The organism is Enterobacter cloacae complex sp. IR5384 (genome assembly GCF_049237265.1).
In the GTDB taxonomy this organism is placed as follows: Bacteria; Pseudomonadota; Gammaproteobacteria; order Enterobacterales; family Enterobacteriaceae; genus Enterobacter; species Enterobacter cloacae.
Map to the genome: position 1 here is coordinate 1 of NZ_JBMKHJ010000085.1, position 2,734 is coordinate 2,734.

At 48.5% G+C, this 2,734-nt stretch carries 2 protein-coding genes and 1 pseudogene; 1 reads left to right on the plus strand and 2 read right to left on the minus strand.

Features of this window, described 5'->3' with window-relative positions; translation table 11 throughout:
- Positions 1–107 precede the first annotated feature (107 nt).
- A pseudogene (locus ACOTX3_RS25860) lies at positions 108–739 on the minus strand (transposase); the annotation flags it as partial.
- Between the two features lie 382 nt (positions 740–1,121).
- Between ACOTX3_RS25860 and ACOTX3_RS25865 the strand changes: the two are divergent.
- A complete protein-coding gene (locus ACOTX3_RS25865; RefSeq protein ID WP_001516695.1) occupies positions 1,122–1,778 on the plus strand; it encodes a quinolone resistance pentapeptide repeat protein QnrS1 in 657 nt (218 codons plus the stop codon).
- Between the two features lie 318 nt (positions 1,779–2,096).
- Here the strand turns inward: ACOTX3_RS25865 and ACOTX3_RS25870 are convergent, their stop codons facing one another.
- Complete coding sequence (locus tag ACOTX3_RS25870; protein WP_421631661.1) at positions 2,097–2,669, minus strand: recombinase family protein; 573 nt, start codon at positions 2,667–2,669, stop codon at positions 2,097–2,099.
- Positions 2,670–2,734: the final 65 nt, after the last annotated feature.

Here is a 2,734-nt window from a genome sequence, read left to right on the forward strand (position 1 = left end):
TATGGTGATCCCCTGGGCGAAATGCGCCTGGTAAGCAGAGTTTTTGAAATGTAAGGCCTTTGAATAAGACAAAAGGCTGCCTCATCGCTAACTTTGCAACAGTGCCGAAGCAGATTATGCGTTCTCATAATGCGATACACCCGCTTTGCATTAACCACAGGCAGGCCGTCCCGCTCCGACTCCCGTCGCAGCAGCGCCCACACACGGCGATAACCATACGTCGGCAGGTCAGCCACCGCCATGTTTATCCGGGACAATACGGTGGTATCGTCAGAACGGGGCTGCCGTCTGCGATCCTGTCAGTCAGATGGCCGGTGAACCCGAATGCTCAACTGCGCACGCGACACGCCAAGACTTCTGCAAACGTCGCTTATTCGTCGTTCCCAGGCAACGAGGGCGCATGCGCAATCCATTTTTTTGCCCGGCCGAACTCCACGGCCTCTTTGAGTATCTCGGCTTCCATCGTCTTTTTGCCCAGAAGGCGCTGGAGTTCGCGAATTTGCTTATTGGCGGCAGCGAGTTCGGAGGCCGGCACCACTTCCTCGCCCGATGCAACAGCCGTCAGTGAACCGTCTTAATATTGCTTGCGCCATTTGAATATCTGGTTTGCATTGATGCCATGCAGGCGCGCGACATGAGACACGGTCATACCGGGCTCCATAGTCTGCTGAATAATGGCAATTTTTTCCTGCGGTGTACGACGCCGACGCCGCTCAGGTCCTGATAACACTCCAACCATCTTATCGTTCTGACTGGTATTAAACATAGTTCCAAGACTACCTCTTATTTTAAGAGAGTCGAAGTGTCTGGTGATCTATGGGGCCAGTCTAGCCCTCTTCCAAGTGTAGGGAGATATAGTCAAAGTTTGCTTCTCCGCCGATGAGTCCGCCCTGCGTCGGATAGTCCGATTTTTTACCGGCGAAGCACGGCTCTCCTAACCCTATCTAAAGCGAATAACTTTTTTCAACAGGGCCGCGAGCGATAGGCGCTCTACGCGCCAATTTGACCACTTAAAACAGGTAAATTGAGGGGTTGTAATGTGTTGATGTAACAGGCTTTTATTTTAATGTCTTGGCATATGTATAATGGTAGTCTAGCCCTCCTTTCAACAAGGAGTACTCATGGAAACCTACAATCATACATATCGGCACCACAACTTTTCACATAAAGACTTAAGTGATCTCACCTTCACCGCTTGCACATTCATTCGCAGCGACTTTCGACGTGCTAACTTGCGTGATACGACATTCGTCAACTGCAAGTTCATTGAACAGGGTGATATCGAAGGCTGCCACTTTGATGTCGCAGATCTTCGTGATGCAAGTTTCCAACAATGCCAACTTGCGATGGCAAACTTCAGTAATGCCAATTGCTACGGTATAGAGTTCCGTGCGTGTGATTTAAAAGGTGCCAACTTTTCCCGAACAAACTTTGCCCATCAAGTGAGTAATCGTATGTACTTTTGCTCAGCATTTATTTCTGGATGTAATCTTTCCTATGCCAATATGGAGAGGGTTTGTTTAGAAAAATGTGAGTTGTTTGAAAATCGCTGGATAGGAACGAACCTAGCGGGTGCATCACTGAAAGAGTCAGACTTAAGTCGAGGTGTTTTTTCCGAAGATGTCTGGGGGCAATTTAGCCTACAGGGTGCCAATTTATGCCACGCCGAACTCGACGGTTTAGATCCCCGCAAAGTCGATACATCAGGTATCAAAATTGCAGCCTGGCAGCAAGAACTGATTCTCGAAGCACTGGGTATTGTTGTTTATCCTGACTAATTGCTTTGATGTGTGATTTTAAACGCTCAAATTTATAAAACGAATAATATTGTCAACCTTGCAATAATAGACATAGGGACAACCATGTATAAATTTTTACCCTCAGGCGTCTTCACAATAGAGCCATATAGCAGTGGGTCACTTAGTGGGCTTAATTTTTCCATTAAAGATAATATTAATATTGCTCAGTATAAAACATCATATGGTAGCCCATCTTGGCAAGTAAACATAAGGCTGCCATTTATAAGGCACTGTTGCAAAAATGTGGAGGTGATAGGGGTACTACGCCGGAACCCCAGATTTTTCCGTCCGTTCAAATTATCCACGGTTGAACAGCTTGATCCCGTCCGCCCGCAGTTGACCAACAGGGGAAATATGCCTGTACAAAGTTTGCCGGGTTATCCCAAGTTCCTGGCATAGCGTACTGACCTTTGTTTCTGATTGTCCCATTGATGCCATTGCCAGTCGCAGTTTGACTGGCGTCATTTTATAAGGTCGGCCGCCGTTCCGCCCACGGGCTCTTGCTGATGCCAGACCTGCAGTCGTTCTTTCAGCAATCAGTTCGCGCTCAAACTCCGCCAGTGCGGCAAAGATACCGAAGACAAGCTTGCCAGCGGCCGTTGTTGTGTCGATAGTCGCCCCGTGACCGGTCAGCACTTTCAGACCGGTCCCCCTCGCGGTCAGGTCGTGCACTGTATTAATGAGATGACGAAGATCACGACCGAGGCGGTCCAGCTTCCATACGACCAGCGTGTCTCCGGGTCGTAGTGCTTTCAGACAGGCTGTAAGTCCAGGACGCTCTTCTCGTTTGCCCGATGCCCGGTCCTCATAAAAATGTGCGGCATCAACGAGAGCATGAAAAACCTCGGGGCAGCCATCGAATGATGCCATCTACAGGGGTTAAAATAACCACCATCATTTCATAACAATACCTGCTGACTATGAAGATCTACGTC

Excerpts from the sequence above, each read along its gene's own strand:
- ACOTX3_RS25870 (WP_421631661.1), bottom strand. The coding sequence starts at position 2,669 with ATGGCATCATTCGATGGCTGCCCCGAGGTTTTTCATGCTCTCGTTGAT.
- ACOTX3_RS25865 (WP_001516695.1), top strand. The coding sequence starts at position 1,122 with ATGGAAACCTACAATCATACATATCGGCACCACAACTTTTCACATAAA.